Genomic DNA, 19,131 nt, shown 5'->3' with positions numbered 1-19,131 from the left:
TCAGCCGGAAAAAACATGAAGCGTGAGGCGATTCTCTGCAGGACCCCACTTGTTGGCGAAGCGGCTGATGGGTGTTCCAGTCAGAACGCTTCGCCAACAAGTTGGGTCCTACAGGGGGGGCGACTATCAATCAGTCGTTTCGTGCGGTTCCCAATCGCGGGTGCGGTCGACGGCTTTTTTCCAGCCCGCGTACAACCGCTCCTTTTCCTCTTCGCCACATTGCGGCTCGAACCTGCGCTCGATCACCGCTTTGTCTTTCAGCTCATCCAGGCTGCTCCAGAAACCAATCGCCAGGCCGGCAAGATAGGCCGCGCCCAGCGCCGTGGTTTCGCGCATTTTCGGGCGCTCGACTTCTCTCCCGAGAATGTCGGCCTGAAACTGCATGAGGAAGTTGTTCGCCACCGCACCGCCGTCTACGCGCAACGCTTTGAGGCGCTCGCCGGCGTCCTGCTGCATGGCGTCCAGCACATCGCGGGTTTGATAGGCGATGGATTCGAGCGCGGCCCGAATGATGTGATCGACCTTTACGCCGCGCGTCAGACCGAACAGCGCGCCACGGGCATACGGGTCCCAGTACGGTGCGCCCAGGCCGGTAAAGGCGGGGACGAGGTAGACACCGTTGCTGTCTTTGACCTTTGTGGCAAAGTATTCGGTGTCGATCGAGTCGTTGACGATCTTCAGCTCGTCACGCAGCCATTGCACGGTCGAGCCACCGTTGAACACGGCCCCTTCCAGCGCATAAGCCACTTCGCCTCGTGGGCCGCAGCCGATGGTCGTCAGCAGTCCGTGGTTGGATTTAACGGCCTTCTTGCCTGTGTTCATCAGCAGGAAACAACCGGTACCGTAGGTATTTTTGGCCTGCCCGGGCTCTACGCACATTTGCCCGAACAACGCTGATTGCTGGTCTCCGGCGATTCCGGCGATAGGTATGCCACTCTTGCTGTGGCCGTAGACTTCGGACGAAGACTTGACCTCGGGCAGCATTTCACGCGGCACGTCCAGGACATCCAGCATCCGCTGGTCCCACTCAAGCTTATGAATATTGAACATCATGGTGCGTGAGGCGTTGGTGTAATCGGTAACGTGAGTGGTGCCGCCGGTGAATTTCCAGATCAGCCAGCTATCGACGGTGCCGAACAGCAGCTCGCCACGACGCGCACGCTCCCGGCTGCCTTCGACGTTATCGAGGATCCACTTGAGTTTGCTGCCGGAAAAGTAGGGGTCGATGACCAGCCCGGTGGTTTCCTTGATGTACTCCTCAAGCCCGTCGCGTTTGAGTTGCTGACAGATTTCGGTGCTGCGGCGGCACTGCCAGACGACAGCGTTGTAGATCGGGCGGCCAGTGTCTTTTTCCCACACCACCGTTGTTTCACGCTGGTTGGTGATGCCAATAGCGGCGATCTGGTTGTGGTGAAGGTTGGCCTGGGCCAGGACCTTGGTCATGCAGGCAGTCTGACTGGCGAAAATCTCCATGGGGTCATGTTCGACCCAGCCCGGTTGCGGGTAATGCTGGACGAATTCACTTTGCGCTGTGCTGACCACATTGGCATCGCGGTCGAAAATGATGGCACGCGAACTGGTCGTACCTTGGTCAAGAGCGATGATGTAATTTTTATTTTCTGAGTCGGTCATGTCGATTGCCTGGTGATAAAGCGTGGCGTCAGTTTACGTCCAAAATCCGGCGAGACCCATGGGTGCGACAGTGTGGTCTGGATATTCGTATTCGAAAAAATATAGACATAAACGAAGCCTGTCAAAGTCGAAACTGAACAGTCGCATTCCCACTTGATACAAAGCGTTCCGCAAGGAGATGGCCTAAAGTAGTGGCACCTCCCAATACACGACCCGGTACGTCTGGAGTGCCTGAATGACCCCTGCATTGGACTTGCTGAAAAAAGCCCGAGCTCAGCACCGTATTCACAGTTACGAGCATGATCCGAAGGCTGCCTCTTATGGCCTCGAAGCGGCCGAGAAATTGAATCTGCAACCCGCTCAAGTGTTCAAAACCCTGCTGGCGAGCACCGAAAAAGGCGAACTGCTGGTCGCGGTGGTGCCGGTAATCGGGACGCTGGACTTAAAAGCGCTGGCACATGCGTCGGGCGCGAAGAAAGTGGAAATGGCCGACCCGGCTGCAGCGCAGCGTGCAACCGGCTATTTGCTGGGTGGGATCAGTCCGCTGGGTCAAAAAAAACGGCTTCGAACCTTTATCGATACATCGGCCCAACCCTTTCCGACGATCTTCGTCAGTGCCGGGCGCCGCGGGCTTGAGGTGGAGCTGTCGGCCGCTGTACTCGCCGAGCATACGCATGCGACATTTGCACAAATTGGTCGTGAATGAGTGCGATGCGTCGCAAGCGTGTTAGCAGTTGTTCGGGTAACGATGTCTGGCGACCGATTGGCCGCTGTAGTGATTAATAACGGGGATGCCTTCCATGCAGCTTGAATTTCATCAAGTCGACGCTTTCAGTGACCGGCCTTTTGCTGGTAATCCCGCGATGGTTTACAAGCTCGACACCTGGCTTGCGGATGAACTGATGCAGTGCATAGCTGCCGAGCACAATCTGGCCGAGACCGCTTTTTTGGTGCGCGAGGCGCAGGGCTGGCATATCCGCTGGTTCACGCCGACCACCGAGGTCCCCTTGTGCGGGCACGCAACGCTTGCGAGCGCTCATGTCCTGTTTGAGATCTACGGTGAGACGGCCGAACGGATCGATTTCTCGGGCAGATCCGGGCCACTGAGCGTCAGCCGCGAAGGCGGGCGTTTGCTCCTGGATTTCCCGGCAATGCCGCCCAGTGAGGTGGGCGTTACGGTGGATATCGAACGTGCGCTGGGCGTTGAGGTGGTGGACGTGCTGGGTGCCGCCGAATTGCTGGTGGTTCTGGAGTCAGAGCAGGCGGTGCGAGATTGCAAACCGGACATGGCCGCCATTGCGCGCTTGCCGTGGCTGGGTGTGATCATCACTGCCAAGGGCGAACAGCATGATTTTGTCTCCCGGTACTTTGCGCCAGGTCTGGGGATCAACGAAGATCCGGTCACCGGCTCCACCCACTGTTCGCTCATCCCGTATTGGTCTGGGCGTTTGAACAAGCTGAGTCTGAGTGCTTACCAGTGTTCGGCGCGAGGTGGAGAGTTATTCTGTCGACTTGAAGGCCCCCGCGTGAAGATCGGCGGCTACGCCGTATTGGTGGCAAGCGGGAAACTGATCATCGGTTGAGGCCCATAAAGGCAGCCGCTAAATCAGTCCTTACATCGCGTTCGCAGGATGCAGCGCAACGCTGCCTGCGGCCGGAAACAACACCAGATGCTCGGCCGCCACTTCAATCCCGACATGATCGCCTGGATTGAGGTCGGCATGGCTCGGGAAGAGTCCTTCCAACTGCGTACCGGTTGGCAATTGCAGGCGGTACAACGTGGCTGCACCTTGAAAGGTCTTGCTGGTGACATGTACTTTGAGTGCGCTCTGTGGCGCGTAGACAATGTCGTCAGGACGGAGCAGTACATCCATCGGCGCGCCGCTGACCCCCGCGTACGCACGATTGCCGCGTAGCACACCCAGCTCGGTCTGGACCGACTCGGCATCAATCAACTGACCACGAATGAAATACCCCTGGCCGATGAAGCTGGCCACAAACGGTGTAGCCGGCTCGTGATACAGGTTGTACGGCGTGTCCCACTGCTCCAGCCGGCCCTCTTTAAACACACCCACGTGATCACTGACCGCAAAAGCTTCTTCCTGGTCGTGGGTGACCAGAATGGCACTGGTGCCGCGCGCCTTGAGGATGTCGCGCACCTCATGGCTCAGGCGTCTTCGCAGCTCACCGTCGAGGTTTGAAAACGGTTCATCGAGCAGTAGCAATTGTGGTTCAGGTGCCAACGCTCGCGCCAATGCCACACGCTGCTGCTGGCCGCCGGACAGTTCATGCGGGTAGCGTTTGCCGAGCGTCCCGAGATTGACCAGTTCCAGCATCTCGGTCGTCAGTTGCGTCAGACGCGGGTGATTACGAACCCCAAAGGCAATGTTTTCGGCCACGGTCAGGTGCGGAAACAGCGCGTAGTCCTGAAACACCATGCCGATGCGGCGTTTCTCTGGGGCGAGCGTGTAGCCCGCACGGGAGATAACTGCACCCTCCAGAACGATTTCGCCCTCATGAACCGGCTCGAACCCGGCGATGGCGCGTAACGTGGTGGTCTTGCCGCAGCCCGATGAGCCCAGCAAGCAGCCAATGTCTCCCGCATTGAGGTGCAAATTCAAATCCTGCACCACGCGTTGATTGTCGTAACCGCACGCCAGATTTCGCAACTTCAGCAGCATGGGCGGGCTCACGCGGACTGTAGGGCTGGGGCAACCAGGAACTCAAGCAGCGCCTTTTGCGCGTGCAGGCGATTCTCCGCCTGATCCCACGCCACGGAACGCGCGTCGTCCAGCAGGTCCTGGCTGATTTCTTCTCCTCGGTGAGCGGGCAGGCAGTGCATGAACAGCACGTCTTCAGCCGCCAGGTCCAGCAAGCCGCGAGTAACCTGAAACGGCCTAAACAGAGCAATCCGTCTGGCGGTTTCTTCCTCTTGGCCCATCGACGTCCAGACATCGGTGCTGACAAGGTGCGCGCCTTTGACTGCTTCACGTGGATCGCGGGTCAGGGTGACGCGATTTTCGGCGAGCGCCAGGAAGCGAGGGTCGGGTTCATAACCTTCAGGGCAGGCGATACGCAGATTAAAGTCGAACTGGATCGCAGCTTCTATATAGCTGTTGCACATGTTGTTGCCGTCGCCGATCCAGGCCACGGTCTTGCCCTGGATGGAGCCACGGTGCTCTAGAAAGGTTTGCATGTCGGCCAGCAACTGGCACGGGTGCAGATCATCGGACAGGCCGTTGATCACCGGGACACGGGAGTGCGCGGCAAACTCGGTCAGGTTGCTGTGCGCGAAGGTGCGGATCATCACTGCGTCAACCATGCGCGACATCACCCGGGCGCCGTCTGCGATAGGCTCGCCGCGGCCAAGCTGGGTATCGCGCGGCGACAGAAAAATCGCCTGACCGCCGAGCTGGATCATGCCCGCTTCAAAGGAAACCCGTGTGCGAGTCGAAGATTTCTCGAAGATCATCGCCAGCACGCGGCCTCGTAGCGGCTCAAAAAGTACGCCGCGGTTACGCAGGTCTTTTAGCTCTATGCCGCGACGGAGCACGCCGACCAGCTCATCGGGCGTGTAGTCCATCATCGAGAGAAAGTGCCTTGCGCTCATCATTAACTACCTTTCTGCAACAGACCGCAGAGACTCAAAGCCGGGTTTTATCGGGAAAACGGGCGAGACCTGCGGCGAAAGCCGCTCGGGGCGACGAATAGGGAAGGCGCGAGGGTATAAGAAAATGTCGCTTGATGCCAAGGCCCAGACTGAGGAGAAAGTTTCTCCGGACATTCGGTAGCCCGCAGGCGCTGTTTTCTGGACGCCTTTAGTGTTTCCGGATGCTACAGTTGTGCCGACAGCAATGCATATCGCCAGCCTCGCGCCACTAATGGTGCACAGTTGTACACCGACGCTGTCTGCATTGGCAATTAATGCTGGTTCTGTAACAGTTCAACAGGTGTGCTTCATATGCGACACGCTTCACGCCTCGCAAGTACGGACGTTTATTAATTATCAGGCGTGGGTTATAAATACCGCTTATGTGCACCTAGGGGGTGACGAATGGATTCAAAAGAGAAACAACTAATGGAATTGCTCGGGCTTACCGCCCGTACCCTCACTCACCTCACCGCTTCCATGACGTCAATGTCGTTCGAGTTAATGCGCAGTGAAGATGAAGTGACCCGTTCTGCAGGCCGCCGGATGATTGATCGGATGGCTACCATCAGTTCTGGCCTTGATGATCACTGGCGTCTTATTGGCGAACTGACTGGTGTGCAAGTCTCCCAGGAACAGGTCGAGACGGTTCACGAGATTCAGCTCCAACGCAAAGTGGTCACCCCGATTGGCGGTTCTGCTTAATAGTGTCAGCCAGCGTTACCTTGATTCAGGTGAACGCTATTGGCTCGCCTGATGCAATCCGATTCATGTCACGAACCTTTCTGGCGAAGTGACACATCTCGCTGCATAGTTTTGTTTCCGCAATCGCCCTGATTGCCACACAAAAATATGAGACTGGCGATGACCAAGACTCTTCACCACCGAGCCTGTCACCTGTGCGAGGCCATCTGCGGCCTGACCATCGAGATCACCGCTGACGATGATGTCGCGCCCCGGATCACCTCGATCAAGGGGGATGCGCAAGATACGTTCAGTCGTGGTCACATTTGCCCAAAAGCTATTGCGCTGCAGGACATTCAGAACGACCCCGACCGGCTGCGTCAGCCCATGCAACGCATCGGCAGTGAGTGGCGCGCCATCGAATGGCAGGCGGCGTTCGAGCTGGTTGCGGAGCGTCTGCTAGACATTCAGCAGCGGCACGGCCAAAACGCGGTGGCGGTGTATCAGGGCAATCCCAGCGTTCACAATTACGGCTTGATGACGCACAGCAATTACTTCCTGGGTTTGCTCAAAACGCGCAACCGTTTTTCAGCCACCTCCGTGGACCAGCTTCCGCATCATCTCACCAGTTACCTCATGTATGGTCATGGCTTGTTGTTGCCCATTGCCGACATCGACCACACCGATTTCATGTTGATCCTGGGGGGAAACCCGCTGGCGTCCAACGGGAGCATCATGACCGTCCCCGACGTCGAAAAACGGCTGAAGGCGATCCAGGGACGCGGTGGCAAGGTTGTGGTAGTGGATCCACGTCGCAGCGAGACGGCAGCCATCGCAGATCAGCACGTGTTCGTGCGCCCCGGTGGCGACGCAGCTTTGTTGTTCGGCTTGTTGCATACGCTGTTTGCCGAGGGCCTGACCTGCGACAGCCACCTGCCGGTGGATGGGCTTGAGGAAGTTCGTCTTGCTGTAGCCGCGTTGGACGCTGAGGCGATGAGCCCACGCTGCGGCGTGCCCGCCGAAACCATTCGTCAACTCGCACGTGATTTTGCTGCGGCCGACAGGGCTGTTTGCTATGGCCGCATGGGGATTTCCACCCAATCGTTTGGGACGCTCTGTCACTGGCTGGTTCAGCTAATCAATGTGGTCACCGGGAATCTTGATCGGGTGGGCGGCGCGCTGTGTACCGAGCCGGCGCTGGATCTGGTGCAGTCCACGTCAGGCGGAGGATTCAACCGGTGGCAAAGCAGGGTGTCCGGTCTGCCTGAGTACAGCGGCGAGCTGCCGGTGTCGGCTCTGGCCGGAGAAATGCTCACCGAGGGCGAGGGGCAGGTGAGGGCGTTGATCACTGTGGCGGGCAACCCTGTGTTGTCCACGCCCAATGGACGACACCTGGAGCGAGGGCTCGACGGTCTCGAGTTCATGCTGAGCATCGACTTGTATATCAACGAGACAACGCGTCATGCCGACCTGATCCTGCCTTCGACGTCGGCGCTGGAGAACGACCACTACGACACCACGTTCAACATGTTTGCCGTACGCAATGTCACGCGCTTCAACCGGGCTATCCTTGAAAAGCCGCCCGGAGCGCTGCACGACTGGGAGATTTTCGTGGGCCTCGCACAAGCGTTTGCCGCCAAGGCGCAGCGAGAATTGAAGCCCACCGTAGCGCCTTCGCAGATCGTCGATCGTGGACTTCGGGCCGGACTGTACGGCGATGCGTCGGCCTGGAAGCTGTCAATCGAGGCCCTCGGCGACCACCCGCATGGGCTTGATCTCGGGCCTCTCAAACCCAACCTTGGCGGCAGGATGAAAACCGCCAATCAGCATATACAGGCGGCGCCTGCGATCATTTTGGCTGATCTTGCCCGATTCAAAGCCACGCTGGCACCGCAACCGGGTGAGCTGTTGCTGATCGGTCGCCGCCACGTACGCAGCAACAATTCTTGGATGCACAATTATCACCGGCTGGTGAAGGGCAAGCCTCGGCATCAATTGCTGATGAATCCTGACGATCTTGCCACTCGCGGGCTGGTGGATGGGCAGACAGTGCGCGTGACCTCTCGTGTTGGCGTCATCGAGGTTCAGGTGTTGGGGACTACCGACATGATGGCGGGTGTGGTCAGCCTTCCACATGGCTGGGGGCACTCGCGTCCTGGTGTGCAGATGGACATCGCCAGAGACCAGCCGGGCGTTAGCGCAAACGACCTCACAGACGAGCGGGAGCTTGATGCGCTGTCCGGCAACGCCGTGCTAAATGGCGTCCCTGTGGAGGTCGTTGCGGCCTGATGACTGGCCATTCTTTCAACTGAGGCCATGACCGAGCGTTACGCTAGGGATTCCGTTACAATGCGCCACCGTGTCGACTCATAGAGTCGTAAAGTTAAGCCGAGGTGTTCCATGGATATCATCGAAACGATTAAAGAGCAGATCGCCAACAACACCGTTCTGCTTTACATGAAAGGCGCTCCGAATGCCCCTCAATGTGGTTTTTCGGCCAAGGCTTCTCAGGCATTGATGGCGTGTGGCGAGAAGTTCGCTTATGTCGATATCCTGCAGAACCCTGAAATCCGCACCAACTTGCCAAAATACGCCAACTGGCCGACCTTCCCGCAATTGTGGGTTGGCGGTGAGTTGGTTGGCGGCAGCGATATCATCACCGAAATGCAGGCTGATGGTTCGTTGCAAGCGCTGGTCAAGGAAGCGGTCGCGAAAAACACCACTGCTTGATTGACCTGCAGAACAGACGCAAAAAAGCCCCGCATCTCATTCGAGAGCGGGGCTTTTTGTTGGCGCTGGATTAGTCTTCTTCGCCCATCTGCGATTGCAGGTAGTTTTCGATGCCGACTTTGTCGATCAGGCCCAGTTGGGTTTCCAGCCAGTCGATGTGCTCTTCTTCCGACTCAAGAATATCCTCGAGCAGTTCACGGCTGCCGAAATCGCCAACCACTTCGCAGTGAGCGATAGCGGCTTTCAGGTCTGCGTGGCCGGTGCGTTCGATGCGCAGATCGCACTCCAGCATTTCTTTGGTGTGCTCGCCGATCAGGATTTTGCCAAGGTCTTGCAGGTTCGGCAGGCCTTCCAGAAACAGGATTCGCTTGATCAGCTTGTCCGCGTGTTTCATCTCGTCGATGGACTCGTGGTACTCGTGCTTGCCCAGCTTGTTCAGGCCCCAATCTTCATACATACGCGCATGCAGAAAGTACTGGTTGATCGCGACCAGCTCGTTTCCGAGGATCTTATTGAGATGCTGGATGACTGTAATGTCGCCTTTCATGATCGGGGTCCTGTCGATTAATAACTTATTAAGGCGCAAGTCTGAGCTGCCTCTATAAGTCTGTCAAACCTAAGTTATTGAATAATAAGTGAAATTAAATAGGAATAAGAATGTTTGTCTTACGCATCCGAACGCTAAGCGATTGAATTAAAGGCATAAAAAAACCGGACATCAAGTCCGGCTCTTCAAATATCGGTGTTCAGGCGGCTGAAAATTCTGCCGGATAAGCCAGTGCAGCCTGGCTAACCTGGAGGTCGGTCAGCGTCTCCCGTACGACTTGCTTGGCAAGGCATGCACATTTACCGCATTTACTGGCGACATTCAGGGTTTCGCGCACTTCGCGGTAGCTGCAGCATCCTTCCATGATCGCTTCGCGGATTTGTCCGTCAGTAACACCTTGGCAGAGGCATACATACATAAATAAAAGACCGTCGCTGAGTGATTGGCTCAATGCGATGGATACTAATGTTAATGAGAATGCTTGTCAAAACTACTTCCCCCTTCATCAGTGAAGCCCGATGAGCGGTGCCATAGCGCGGCTGAATACTAAAAAAAACCGGCCACTTGGGCCGGTTTGATCGCGGGTGAAGACTCACTCAATCGTGAAAGTCTTCCCAGCCGCCCATTTCTTTCCAGCGGTTAACGATCCCGCAGAACAGCTCAGCGGTTTTCTCGGTGTCATACCGGGCGGAGTGAGCCTCACGACCGTCGAAATCGATGTCAGCGGTCTGGCAGGCTTTGGCAAGCACGGTCTGCCCGTACGCCAGTCCGGCCAGTGTCGCCGTGTCGAAGCTTGAGAACGGATGAAACGGATTGCGCTTCATGTCCATTCGGGCAACAGCGGCGTTCAAAAAGCCCAAGTCGAAACTGGCGTTGTGGCCTACCAGAATCGCGCGTTTGCAGCCATTGGCCTTCAACGCCTTGCGCACGCCACGGAAAATGTCGGTGAGCGCAGTTTCTTCGCTCACGGCCATTCTCAGCGGATGATCGAGCTTGATCCCCGTGAACTCGAGTGCAGCTGCTTCGATGTTGGCGCCTACGAACGGCTCGACCCGGAAGAAGTAGGTGTGTTCGGGGAACACAAAACCCTTTTCGTCCATGCCGATCGTGACAGCAGCAATTTCCAGCAGTGCATCTGTCGCAGAGTTGAAACCGCCGGTTTCTACATCGACAACGACGGGCAGGTAGCCGCGAAAACGCGCTGCCATTGGATGCCTGGAGCCGGTACCGCCGCCAGAACCTTCCTGTTCGTCGTCGTATTGGTCTTCACTCACGCGTTTTTCTCCAGGCGCCAGCGCAGTTTTTCACCGGCGCGCAGCGGGATAACAGAAAGCTCGCCGAATGGCAGGCTGGTTGGCGCAGTCCACTCGTCACGAATCAGGGTAATGGTGTCACTGTTGACCGGTAGCCCGTAGAACGCCGGACCGTTGCGACTGGCAAAGCCTTCCAGCTTGTCCAGCGCATTACGTTGCTCGAACGCTTCTGCATACAGCTCGATTGCGGCAAAGGCTGTGTAGCAGCCCGCACATCCGCACGCAGCTTCTTTTGCGTGCTGGGCGTGTGGCGCGGAGTCCGTACCCAGAAAAAACTTGCTGCTGTCGCTGGTTGCTGCGTCCAGCAGGGCGACTTGATGCGTGTTGCGCTTGAGGATAGGCAGGCAGTAGAAGTGCGGGCGAATGCCCCCAACCAGCATATGGTTGCGGTTGTACAGCAAGTGATGGGCCGTAATCGTTGCTGCCACATTGGCAGAGGCCTCGTTCACGAACTGCACGGCCTCGGCGGTGGTGATGTGTTCGAACACCACTTTAAGCGTTGGCAAAAGCTCCACGACCCGGCGCAGATGCTCGTCGATAAAGATCTTTTCGCGGTCGAATACGTCGATGTCGCTGCGTGTGACTTCGCCGTGGACCAACAACGGCATACCTACTTCAGCCATGGTCTCCAGCGTTGGCAGAATCTTGTCGATGCTGGTCACACCAGAATCCGAATTGGTGGTTGCACCGGCCGGGTACAGCTTGGCAGCGTGCACGAAACCACTTGCCTTGGCGGCGCGGATGTCTTCGGGCTGGGTCAGGTCAGTCAGGTAGAGAACCATCAGTGGTTCAAAAAGGCTGCCGGCGGGGCGTGCGGCAAGGATACGCTGACGGTAGGCGTCGGCTTCCTCGGCGTTGCGTACCGGAGGGACCAGATTGGGCATGATGATTGCGCGACTAAAAGTGCGCGCGACGTCCGCGACGGTGTGAGGCAAAACAGCGCCATCACGAAGATGGATGTGCCAGTCGTCGGGGCGCAGGAGGGTCAGGCGGTCGGACATTGGGAATTCCAGGCGGGTCAAACTCGCTGGGAATGCTACCGGAAAAGACTCCTCCAGGCACTCGCTATCAAGTTTTGTAGGAAGTAACCGATAGCGACGTGTAAGCAATAAATTTTGTAATGCGGAAAAATCTTTGTGGAGCCTCCCGTGCGCCAGCGATATCTAGCCCTGCTCAGCGTGTTTGTCAGCTTGCCGGCCATGGCTCTCACTTTCCAGACGCGTCTGGAGAACATCGAGTGGAAGGTAGAAGGCGATCAGTTCGAATGCCGTCTGACTCAGCCGATTACCGACTTTGGTGCGGGCGAGTTCGTGCGACGGGCGGGAGAGCAAGCGACGTTCAGGCTAAAGTCTACCGGCTACGGGCTGGGGGCGGGCTCTGCCACCTTGCTCGCAGCGGCTGCGCCTTGGCAGCCGGGCAGGGGGGATTTGAATCTCGGTGCCGTGAAGGTGGTGAACGGGCAAATTCCCTTCAACACATCTCAAGCCCAGGCAGGCCGTTTAATCAGCGGTTTGATGGACGGGCGCAGCCCGGTGATCCGACACGTTGCTCGTGATGGCGGCGGCGCGATGGAGGTTCGGTTGCTGCCGGTCAAGTTCAGCAAAGCATTCAGCGATTTTCAGATATGTACTACAAAGCTTCTGCCGATGAACTTCGAACAGGTCAAGCAATCTGAAATTGGTTTTCCTGGCGGCGGGATTGATCTTGACGCACCGGCCAAAGCGAAGCTGGACGTGATGGTTGCGTATATGAAGGCTGACCCTACGGTTAACCACGTTGAACTGGACGGCCACTCGGACAACAGCGGCAACCGCCTGACTAACCGTGATCTGTCGCGTCGACGAGCGCTGGCTGTGATGGATTATTTGAAGGCCAATGGCATCCCCGAAGATCAGGTGACCTTGCGTTTTCACGGGGAGCGGTATCCATTGGTACCCAATACCAACAACGCCAATCGCGCACGAAACCGCCGCGTGAACGTTCATCTGGAGCGCGTAGCACCGGAAAACAAACCCGTGCCGGTCGCCGCAGCAGGCACTGCTGGCGCGACTTCCTGAGGGCCTGAATGCGTCGCTGAATCGACATAACTTGTCGCTTCGTCGTCACAAGCTGTCGCGACACTGTAAATCCACGTGCTGGAACGGTAGAATCGCCGGTTTTCCGTACAACGCGTTGGAGTAAAGGCATGGCGGACGTAAACAAGGTAGTTCTCGCGTATTCCGGGGGCCTGGATACTTCGGTAATCCTCAAGTGGCTGCAGGATACCTACAACTGCGAAGTGGTGACTTTTACTGCCGATCTCGGTCAGGGCGAAGAAGTCGAGCCTGCACGCGCCAAGGCGCAAGCCATGGGCGTCAAAGAAATCTACATCGACGACCTGCGCGAAGAGTTCGTACGCGATTTCGTATTCCCGATGTTTCGCGCCAACACTGTCTATGAAGGCGAGTACCTCTTGGGTACTTCCATCGCTCGTCCGCTGATCGCCAAGCGCCTGATCGAGATCGCCAATGAAACCGGCGCCGACGCCATTTCCCACGGCGCCACCGGCAAAGGCAACGACCAGGTTCGTTTCGAGCTGGGCGCTTATGCACTCAAGCCGGGCGTAAAAGTCATTGCTCCATGGCGCGAGTGGGACCTGCTGTCCCGCGAGAAGCTCATGGATTACGCCGAGAAGCACGCCATTCCAATCGAGCGCCACGGCAAGAAAAAATCTCCGTATTCGATGGATGCGAACCTGCTGCACATTTCTTATGAAGGCGGCGTGCTGGAAGACACCTGGACCGAGCACGAAGAAGACATGTGGCGGTGGACCAAGTCCCCAGAGGACGCGCCCAACACCCCGACTTACCTTGAGCTGACCTACCGCAACGGCGACATCGTTGCTCTGGACGGCGTTGAAATGACCCCGGCGACCGTGCTCGCGACCCTCAACCGCATCGGCGGCGAGAACGGTATCGGCCGGTTGGATATCGTCGAAAACCGCTATGTGGGTATGAAGTCCCGCGGCTGCTACGAGACGCCAGGCGGCACGATCATGCTGCGCGGCCACCGTGCCATCGAGTCGATCACCCTCGACCGTGAAGTTGCTCACCTCAAAGACGAGTTGATGCCCAAGTACGCCAGCATGATCTACACCGGCTACTGGTGGAGCCCTGAGCGTTTGATGATGCAGCAGATGATCGACGCCTCCCAGGCTCACGTGAATGGTGTCGTGCGCTTGAAGCTGTATAAGGGCAACGTGATCGTGACCGGCCGTAAATCTGATGACTCGCTGTTCGATGCCAATATCGCGACGTTTGAAGAGGACGGCGGCGCTTACAACCAGGCCGATGCTGCCGGTTTCATCAAGCTCAATGCGCTGCGCATGCGTATCGCGGCTAATAAGAACCGCAAGCTGTTCTGATTCGCGGTGATGAGAAAAGCAGCCCACTGAGGCTGCTTTTTTTATGGGCTCTGGAAATATTTATCCCTGAGTATCAGTGAAATGATAATTAACGTTTCGCTGCAGGTTTCTTTTTCGGCAACGCGACGTCAACGGCATACGTTGGTTTATCTTCGTGGACGGAAGTGCTCACGACACTTGGTTGCCATCTGAGCATCTCTATGACATCCTCGGTGCCTTTATTGAAACGCTTCATCAGCGCTGTCAGCTTCTTCTCGAACTCCAGTTCGGTAGTTAGTTCTGTTTCGGTTTTAAGTGCTTCCAGCCGTGCCATATGGATCTTGAGTGCGTGCTCAAGGTCATGAAACTCTTTTAGTCGTGACATAGGTTTTCCGTTATTGAATATAAGCGAGCATTAATTAAATGCAGCGTCAGGGGATGCTCATGCTTAATGGCCGAGCCTCTCACCTAACGTTAGCCGTTTTTATCTCAAGGAAAAACATTGGCTGAGGCAACAGTCAGCCGCTGGTTTTCGATTTTTTTTATGCGCGGCCTTTAAACGCAAGACCTTTGTGAAGGTCTTCTATGTGGCAGTAAAAAAACTTGGCAGAGAGTCGTCTTTTCCCACTTATGCTATCGTTTATTCCGGTTCTGGATTTCAGCGTGCAACAGGGGGGCTAGTCGTATTTTCCTACTGCTAATGTCGGGCCTGACCGTGCTACGTCAATCCTGCGAAGGTTCGCCGTCGGGCGCTGCCGTCTTGGGCTGCTTGAATTCAATACGGTACGCTTTGGCGATGTTCCAGACATCGCGGACACTCAGATTCAACAGTTGTGCTATTTCGGGCGCTGAGTAACCCAAGCTTGAATAATGCATGGCATGGCCAGCAACGACATCGTCTTCTGCACCTGATTCTTTTTGTCTTGTGGGCCTGTTGCCTCCTACAGGTTGGCTGCAGCGGATGGTTAGCCCGTTATCCGCCGCCAACCGTTTGATGTCCTTCCTGTTCATTCTCAATGAATATTGCAAGGCAGAGACCCCTGCACCTTTGGCAACCAACCCCCTGAGCAATTCCACTTTGGCGCTATATAGCGTCTCGTCATCAGGCCCGGTTTCCTGGATTTCAATCATATGGGAGTCTGAAGAACTTTCCCCTGACTGTCCGTTTTGCACCGTATTGATCACGCCACCTTTGTCCATGAACAGCTGGACAGCGGCTGCAAGTTTCAAGCTGGTAGTTTTAGGCGATGGTGAAGTCCGTACTTTCTTGTTCATAATTTATTCCTTTTTTAATAGGGTGTCGACCCGGCAGACGACTCATGGCGTGCGTGTGCGCGCAAAGCGAAGTCAACGTCTTAACGGATTGAATACGCCGGTACTGCAGCAAAAAAACTAAGCAAGGCTGTTCCGGATTAGTATTAACCTGGTAGCTCATGTTGTTTGTGCAAGGTTGATCAGTCCGGATCAGTTTACAAAAAAATAACCATTGGTAATAAAATATGCAAGATAAAAAATCTATTTTATCTGGATTGACTCGAGAGGGATAACCAGTCTTACAGTTAGGTGTAATAGATCGTGTGGATGTGTAGTCTTTTTCCGATTTGCTAACTTGGCTATGGATTTATAGAACGATTTAGTATTACGTCAAGACTTGGCGAAGGCAGCTCTGAACAAGGGATGTTGGCTAAGTGCTCCCGCCGACCCATCACACATCTCATTCCTGATCGCTATTAGCTTTGGACGCGGAGACTAGTGGCTGGGTCTTGGCGAAAATTCGGATGAGTCGTTATCTGTTGTAGGAGTATTCTTGAAATATATAGTTGTAGATATACCCGTTCCGAGGTGTGTGATTTTTTGATATTCCGCGTAGTCAGGATCGATTCGGCGTGGCCGACATATTTGATGAATCTTGTTATTTGGCAAGAATGATTAATTGAGCTTAGGCTGACAATGAGCGTCTGCAAAGAGATCATCTGCGCAGGCATTACGCCGGTGGTGTCGACACTCATGATTGATCGGATCACTGAAACACCAGGCAATCACCACGGCTCTGCCTATTTTTTCTGGCCCACGCTCGATATTCACTAATCAGCGATCGACCAGGGTATTACGTCCAATGAGGTATTAGCGATGAATGGATCTTCAACAATAATGATCGGATACGGATCGCGTGCGCGTACCTGCCAGCTTGGACCCACAGACCGGCGCGAGTCTCAAGGAGAGGATGCTGTGAACACACCGAAGCGGTCTTCACTTATGGCAATACTTGTAGGAAGTTTCTGCTGTGTCCGTAAGAACGGTCTTTGCCTGTTGTTCCGTGGGGGGGGCCGCCATGCAAAGTACTAAACGACTAAGCTATTGTGCTGCCTCCGAAAATTCGAACAGCAAAAAATGGACTGCTCATGAATAAAGTGTTGATCGTCGATGATCACCCTGTCATTCGCCTTGCTGTGCGCATGCTGATGGAGCGTCATGGTTATGAGGTCATTGCAGAGACGGATAACGGAGTAGACGCCTTGCAGCTGGCACGCGAGCATTTGCCAGATATTGTCATTCTGGACATTGGCATCCCCAAACTCGATGGTCTTGAAGTCATTGCAAGGCTGTCTGCGATGACCTTGCAATTCAAGGTGTTGATTCTGACCTCTCAGGCGCCGGGGCATTTTTCCATGCGCTGTATGCAGGCAGGAGCGGCAGGTTATGTTTGCAAGCAGCAAGACCTGACTGAACTGCTCAGTGCCATCAAGGCTGTCCTTTCAGGCTATAGCTATTTTCCGAATCAGGCATTGCACACCGTACGTTCCAGCCTGGGCAACGCCAGCGAGGCAGAAATGGTCGACCGGCTCTCCGGTCGCGAGATGATGGTGCTACAGCAACTGGCGCGCGGTAAAACCAATAAGGAAATAGCCGATGGAATGTTTTTAAGCAATAAAACAGTCAGCACCTATAAAACCAGGCTTCTACTCAAGCTCAACGCTCACTCGCTTGTCGATCTCATTGAGCTTGCCCAGCGCAACGGCTTGGTCTAGAACACCTTCCAGGTGAAACGGACAAGGGCGTATGCAGGCTTGAGGTCTTTGCGTTTGGGTGGGCTCTATCGTACGCGCCAAAGCCTCTCTTTCGTCGGAGAGGCTTCGGTACAGACGTTTGGGATGGGAATATCGAGCGGGCAGATCGTCAAAGATCGAAGTCGTAATCTGCCAGTTGTCTCTGCAGGCGACGTTCTTCAAGAAGATTATCGATAGTGCGACGCTTATTGAGGTTGGTCTTCGCGGGTTCCACGGGTGACTGTGCGTTGTCCTCAGGGTCTACGGCGATAAAATCGTCATCTGCATCCAATTGCTCTTTGCCAGTGCTCATAAATTGACTCCAGGCTTAGGCGGTCATGGCGGACCTTATAGCGACATTCCTGCACTTGGTAAAAAAGATTTTTTCAATCGATCACGCAGCGAAAACCCTATTCCTCAATCGTCCGACGTTTTGTCCTTGTATTCACAAAGATCTTCTATTCGGCAACTGCCACAGCGAGGCTTTCTTGCCTGACACACATAACGTCCATGCAAAATTAGCCAGTGATGAGCGTCCAGAAGAAAGTCCCTCGGCACGAATTTCATTAACTGCTTCTCGACCTCGACCACATTCTTGCCCTTTGCGATCCCGGTTCGATTGCTTACCCGGAAAATATGGGTATCTACCGCCATCGCTATCTGTCGGAAGGCGGTGTTGAGCACCACGTTCGCAGTTTTGCGACCCACGCCCGGCAGCGCTTCCAGCGCTTCTCGGGTCTGCGGCACTTCGCTGTTATGCCGCTCAACCAAAAGCCGACAGGTCTCGATCACATTTTTCGCTTTGCTGTTATAGAGCCCGATCGTCTTGATGTACTGCGAAAGGCCGTCGACACCTAGCGCGTGGATCGCCTCTGGCGTATTTGCCACCGGGTAGAGGCGGGCGGTTGCTTTGTTGACGCTTATGTCGGTCGCTTGCGCCGAGAGGATGACCGAAATCAGCAACTCGAACGCAGTGGTATAAGCCAGTTCGGTTTTCGGGTCAGGATTGTCTTCGTGCAGCCGACGAAAAATTTCCAGACGTTTAGCTGCATTCATGGTGCGGGTAAGTCCTTTCAGTTGGCTGCGGTTTATTGCCCGATTCTAAGAACTCAGCTGTTAGTACCAAATCCTGCGGGCATTTCCATTTCCATTTCCAGTTCGCTCAGCATTCGCTCGGCTTCGATGACGGCTGCATTCAGGGTCTCGATCTGATCCGCTGGCGCTTGTGCCGCAAAAGCTTTTTTCAAGGTGGCCCGACGCATCGCAACTTGAAGTTTCGCCCGGTTCAGCGCAGCGTTATCAGGTTTTGAAACGATAGCCGTCGAAGGGCCTGAGTCAGCCGCTTTTAATGTTTCAAGCGCGTGTTCGGCCCTTTCAAATTCTCGCTGAAGCTCTACCAGGCGTGCGGCTTGTTCGGCGATGGGTGGATGACCGAATGCTTTCAGAGATTTATTAAGTTGCGCCCGGCTCATTGCAACGGCTATGCGAGCCTGTTTCATGGCAGTTTCGCTGTTTGCAGCTGCATTCCCTGATGGGCTGTTGCCTGCTTCAGCTTGTGGGGCAGCGGTGCCGGACAGCGTTTTCCTGGCGCGAGCGAGTCGCTCGGAGAGTCGCTGGTCGTCTTCTCGCTTCAGCCTCGCTTTACGGGATTCGAACCGATGGCGGGCATGATCGCGCTTTTTGAGACGTGTCTGGTATTGAGTATGGGAAAACGCCAGTCCGCCAACGATTGCAGTTGTCGCGGGAGGTAATGGCCGCATTTCGATGCAGTCGACAGGGCAAGGCGCCACGCACAAGTCGCATCCGGTGCATTCGTCGACGATGACGGTGTGCATCAGTTTGGCCGCGCCAACTATTGCATCAACCGGACACGCTTGTATGCATTTGGTGCAGCCTATGCACTCGGCTTCACGAATGAATGCGACCTGGGAGGGGGCAAGTCCGCGGTCAGTATCGAGGGCTATGACAGGGACTCGGAGCAGTTGCGCCAGTTGAGCGATGGTTTCGTCGCCACCCGGCGGACATTTGTTGATGGCTTCGCCGCCCGACAGACCTTCCGCGTACGGTTTACAGCCTGGATGTCCACATTTGCCGCATTGCGTTTGCGGTAGCAGGGCGTCGATGCGTTGTATCAGGCTCATGTTTTA

21 protein-coding genes are annotated in these 19,131 nt (G+C 55.5%); 9 read left to right on the top strand and 12 right to left on the bottom strand.

Annotation, left to right across the window (positions count from 1 at the left end; translation table 11 throughout):
- Positions 1 to 126: 126 nt before the first annotated feature.
- Positions 127 to 1,632 carry a glycerol kinase GlpK gene (glpK, locus tag OYW20_RS19685; protein WP_268797594.1) on the bottom strand — a complete coding sequence of 502 codons (1,506 nt, stop codon included), beginning with the start codon at positions 1,630 to 1,632 and terminating at the stop codon, positions 127 to 129.
- A gap of 235 nt (positions 1,633 to 1,867) precedes the next feature.
- On the opposite strand from glpK, the gene ybaK reads away from it, so the two are divergent.
- Positions 1,868 to 2,338, top strand: coding sequence for a Cys-tRNA(Pro) deacylase (gene ybaK, locus OYW20_RS19680; RefSeq protein ID WP_268797593.1), 471 nt, complete (start codon positions 1,868 to 1,870; stop codon positions 2,336 to 2,338).
- Between the two features lie 94 nt (positions 2,339 to 2,432).
- A complete protein-coding gene (locus OYW20_RS19675) occupies positions 2,433 to 3,215 on the top strand; it encodes a PhzF family phenazine biosynthesis protein (RefSeq protein WP_268797592.1) in 783 nt (260 codons plus the stop codon).
- A gap of 30 nt (positions 3,216 to 3,245) precedes the next feature.
- Here OYW20_RS19675 and OYW20_RS19670 read toward each other — a convergent pair whose 3' ends face one another.
- Complete coding sequence (locus tag OYW20_RS19670; protein WP_268797591.1) at positions 3,246 to 4,325, bottom strand: ABC transporter ATP-binding protein; 1,080 nt, start codon at positions 4,323 to 4,325, stop codon at positions 3,246 to 3,248.
- Positions 4,322 to 5,242: an ornithine carbamoyltransferase gene (gene argF / locus OYW20_RS19665; RefSeq protein WP_268797590.1), complete on the bottom strand. Its 921-nt coding sequence runs from the start codon at positions 5,240 to 5,242 to the stop codon at positions 4,322 to 4,324. Before argF ends, OYW20_RS19670 begins: the two co-directional genes overlap by 4 nt.
- A gap of 444 nt (positions 5,243 to 5,686) precedes the next feature.
- Here argF and OYW20_RS19660 point away from each other — a divergent pair, with 444 nt between their 5' ends.
- The 3 genes from OYW20_RS19660 to grxD all read left to right on the top strand — a co-directional run bounded on the left by OYW20_RS19660 (position 5,687) and on the right by grxD (position 8,695).
- Entirely contained in the window at positions 5,687 to 5,986 is a 300-nt protein-coding gene (locus OYW20_RS19660) for a hypothetical protein (protein WP_268797589.1), read from the top strand.
- Positions 5,987 to 6,145: 159 nt separating this feature from the next.
- Positions 6,146 to 8,254: a molybdopterin oxidoreductase family protein gene (locus OYW20_RS19655; RefSeq protein ID WP_268797588.1), complete on the top strand. Its 2,109-nt coding sequence runs from the start codon at positions 6,146 to 6,148 to the stop codon at positions 8,252 to 8,254.
- 111 nt (positions 8,255 to 8,365) lie between these two features.
- Positions 8,366 to 8,695, top strand: a complete 330-nt coding sequence (gene grxD / locus OYW20_RS19650) for a Grx4 family monothiol glutaredoxin (protein ID WP_268797587.1) — start codon at positions 8,366 to 8,368, stop codon at positions 8,693 to 8,695.
- A gap of 70 nt (positions 8,696 to 8,765) precedes the next feature.
- Here grxD and bfr read toward each other — a convergent pair whose 3' ends face one another.
- The 4 genes from bfr to pyrC all read right to left on the bottom strand — a co-directional run bounded on the left by bfr (position 8,766) and on the right by pyrC (position 11,556).
- Positions 8,766 to 9,242 (bottom strand): bacterioferritin, encoded by a 477-nt coding sequence (gene bfr, locus OYW20_RS19645; RefSeq protein ID WP_268797586.1) that lies wholly within the window; start codon positions 9,240 to 9,242, stop codon positions 8,766 to 8,768.
- 199 nt (positions 9,243 to 9,441) lie between these two features.
- Positions 9,442 to 9,660: a bacterioferritin-associated ferredoxin gene (locus tag OYW20_RS19640; protein ID WP_268801186.1), complete on the bottom strand. Its 219-nt coding sequence runs from the start codon at positions 9,658 to 9,660 to the stop codon at positions 9,442 to 9,444.
- Between the two features lie 178 nt (positions 9,661 to 9,838).
- Positions 9,839 to 10,516, bottom strand: coding sequence for a ribonuclease T (gene rnt, locus OYW20_RS19635; protein ID WP_268797585.1), 678 nt, complete (start codon positions 10,514 to 10,516; stop codon positions 9,839 to 9,841).
- Positions 10,513 to 11,556 (bottom strand): dihydroorotase, encoded by a 1,044-nt coding sequence (pyrC, locus tag OYW20_RS19630; protein ID WP_268797584.1) that lies wholly within the window; start codon positions 11,554 to 11,556, stop codon positions 10,513 to 10,515. Before pyrC ends, rnt begins: the two co-directional genes overlap by 4 nt.
- A gap of 147 nt (positions 11,557 to 11,703) precedes the next feature.
- On the opposite strand from pyrC, the gene OYW20_RS19625 reads away from it, so the two are divergent.
- Together OYW20_RS19625 and OYW20_RS19620 are read left to right on the top strand one after the other, a co-directional pair.
- Positions 11,704 to 12,612 carry a flagellar protein MotY gene (locus OYW20_RS19625; RefSeq protein ID WP_268797583.1) on the top strand — a complete coding sequence of 303 codons (909 nt, stop codon included), beginning with the start codon at positions 11,704 to 11,706 and terminating at the stop codon, positions 12,610 to 12,612.
- A 128-nt stretch (positions 12,613 to 12,740) separates the two neighbouring features.
- Entirely contained in the window at positions 12,741 to 13,958 is a 1,218-nt protein-coding gene (locus OYW20_RS19620) for an argininosuccinate synthase (RefSeq protein WP_268797582.1), read from the top strand.
- Positions 13,959 to 14,046: 88 nt separating this feature from the next.
- Here the strand turns inward: OYW20_RS19620 and OYW20_RS19615 are convergent, their stop codons facing one another.
- Together OYW20_RS19615 and OYW20_RS19610 are read right to left on the bottom strand one after the other, a co-directional pair.
- Complete coding sequence (locus OYW20_RS19615) at positions 14,047 to 14,322, bottom strand: hypothetical protein (RefSeq protein WP_268797581.1); 276 nt, start codon at positions 14,320 to 14,322, stop codon at positions 14,047 to 14,049.
- 338 nt (positions 14,323 to 14,660) lie between these two features.
- Positions 14,661 to 15,212: a hypothetical protein gene (locus OYW20_RS19610; protein WP_268797580.1), complete on the bottom strand. Its 552-nt coding sequence runs from the start codon at positions 15,210 to 15,212 to the stop codon at positions 14,661 to 14,663.
- Positions 15,213 to 15,887: 675 nt separating this feature from the next.
- On the opposite strand from OYW20_RS19610, the gene OYW20_RS19605 reads away from it, so the two are divergent.
- Both OYW20_RS19605 and OYW20_RS19600 read left to right on the top strand, forming a co-directional pair.
- Positions 15,888 to 16,025 carry a hypothetical protein gene (locus OYW20_RS19605; RefSeq protein ID WP_268797579.1) on the top strand — a complete coding sequence of 46 codons (138 nt, stop codon included), beginning with the start codon at positions 15,888 to 15,890 and terminating at the stop codon, positions 16,023 to 16,025.
- 314 nt (positions 16,026 to 16,339) lie between these two features.
- Complete coding sequence (locus OYW20_RS19600) at positions 16,340 to 16,966, top strand: response regulator transcription factor (protein ID WP_268797578.1); 627 nt, start codon at positions 16,340 to 16,342, stop codon at positions 16,964 to 16,966.
- 148 nt (positions 16,967 to 17,114) lie between these two features.
- Here OYW20_RS19600 and OYW20_RS19595 read toward each other — a convergent pair whose 3' ends face one another.
- The 3 genes from OYW20_RS19595 to rsxB all read right to left on the bottom strand — a co-directional run bounded on the left by OYW20_RS19595 (position 17,115) and on the right by rsxB (position 19,125).
- Positions 17,115 to 17,297, bottom strand: coding sequence for a PA3496 family putative envelope integrity protein (locus OYW20_RS19595; protein ID WP_268797577.1), 183 nt, complete (start codon positions 17,295 to 17,297; stop codon positions 17,115 to 17,117).
- A gap of 104 nt (positions 17,298 to 17,401) precedes the next feature.
- The gene (nth, locus tag OYW20_RS19590; RefSeq protein WP_268797576.1) at positions 17,402 to 18,040 is read right to left on the bottom strand and encodes an endonuclease III; all 639 of its coding nucleotides are present in this window, start codon (positions 18,038 to 18,040) and stop codon (positions 17,402 to 17,404) included.
- Positions 18,041 to 18,093: 53 nt separating this feature from the next.
- Entirely contained in the window at positions 18,094 to 19,125 is a 1,032-nt protein-coding gene (gene rsxB / locus OYW20_RS19585; protein ID WP_268797575.1) for an electron transport complex subunit RsxB, read from the bottom strand.
- Positions 19,126 to 19,131: the final 6 nt, after the last annotated feature.

Source organism: Pseudomonas sp. BSw22131 (assembly GCF_026810445.1).
In the GTDB taxonomy this organism is placed as follows: domain Bacteria; phylum Pseudomonadota; class Gammaproteobacteria; order Pseudomonadales; family Pseudomonadaceae; genus Aquipseudomonas; species Aquipseudomonas huanghezhanensis.
Note: the sequence above shows the minus strand (reverse complement) of the source record. Positions and strands in the feature narration are given on the sequence as shown.